This is a genomic window from Duganella rhizosphaerae (genome assembly GCF_040364205.1).
In the GTDB taxonomy this organism is placed as follows: Bacteria; Pseudomonadota; Gammaproteobacteria; order Burkholderiales; family Burkholderiaceae_D; genus Rugamonas; species Rugamonas rhizosphaerae.
The window spans coordinates 1-1,477 of the sequence record NZ_BPWK01000058.1; the positions used below are offsets into that span (position 1 = coordinate 1).

Sequence of the window (1,477 nt, forward strand, 5' to 3'; positions counted from 1 at the left end):
TTCGCTGCTGGCGGTGGCGCTGATCGAGCGCATGCGCCGGGCCGGCGTGCAGACCGACGTGCGTGCGCTGTTCGGCACGCCGACCATCGCGGCGCTGGCCGCCGGCGGCGGAGCGGTCGATGTGGTGGTGCCGGCCAACGGCATCGTCGACGGTTGCGAGGCGATCACGCCGGACATGCTGCCGCTGGTGCACCTGAGCCAGCAGGAGATCGACGGCATCGTCGCGGCGGTGCCTGGCGGTGTCGCCAACATCCAGGATATCTATCCGCTGGCGCCGCTGCAAAGCGGGATACTGTTCCACCACATGATGCAGCGGGAGGGCGATGCCTACCTGTTGCCGACGCTGATCGAGTTCGATACGCGGACGCGCCTGGACGGCTTCCTGGCGACCTTGCAGACGGTGATCGACCGCCACGACATCCTGCGCACGGCAATGCTGTGGGATGGCCTGGCCGAACCGGTGCAAGTGGTGTGGCGTCATGCGCCGCTGCCGGCGCAGGAAGTCGCTTTCGACGCTGCGGCGGGGGACATCGCGGAGCAGCTGAATGCGCGCTACCATCCGCGCTCCTACAGACTTGATGTGCAACAGGGGCCGCTGATGCGCGGATTCTTCAGCGAAGACCGGACCAACGGCCGCTGGTTGCTGCAATTGCTGACGCACCATCTGGCGATCGACCACACAACGCTGGATATCCTGATCGAAGAAATCCGCCTGATTCAGCAAGGGCAGGTGGAGCGGCTGCCGCAGGCTCTCCCTTTCCGTAACTTCGTCGCGCAAGCGCTGCTGGGGGTGAGCCGGGAGGAACATGAGGCCTTCTTTACGCGGATGCTGTCCGATATCGACGAACCGACGGCGCCATACGGTCTGCTTGATGTCCAGGGCGATGGTTCGCAGATCGAGGAGTTCAAACTGCCGCTGCCGGACGGGCTGGCGAACCGTCTGCGCGCCGAGGCACGCAGCCTGGGCGTCAGCACGGCCAGCCTGATGCACCTGGCTTGGGCGCAGGTGCTGTCGAAACTGACGGGCCGCCGGAACGTGGTGTTCGGCACGGTGCTGTTCGGCCGCATGCAGGGCGGCGCGGGCTCCGACCGGGCGCTGGGCATGTTTATCAATACTCTGCCGGTGCGGATTGACGTCGGTGAGCAAGGCGTCGGGGATGGCGTGCGCGGCATCCATGCGCTGCTGACGCAGTTGCTGCGTCACGAGCATGCGCCATTGACCCTGGCGCAGCGCTGCAGCGGCGTAGCCGCGCCGCTGCCGCTGTTCTCGTCGCTGCTGAACTATCGCCACATTCTCCCGACTGACACTACGGAAGGCAAGGCAGGGGCGGGGTGGGACGGTATGGAGGTGATCGAAGCCGAGGAACGCACCAACTTCCCGCTGACGCTGTCGGTGGATGACCTGGGTGGCGGCTTCCGGCTGACGGCGCAGGTCGACCAGTCGGTATCGGCGGCGCGCGTCTGCGGCTATATGCAG

The 1,477-nt window shown here is 66.3% G+C and carries 1 protein-coding gene; it reads left to right on the forward strand.

All coding sequences use genetic code 11. From position 1 onward, the window contains the following. On the forward strand, positions 1-1,477 hold a 1,477-nt coding region (locus RUGAMON1_RS32575), incomplete at both ends, for a condensation domain-containing protein (protein WP_445234411.1).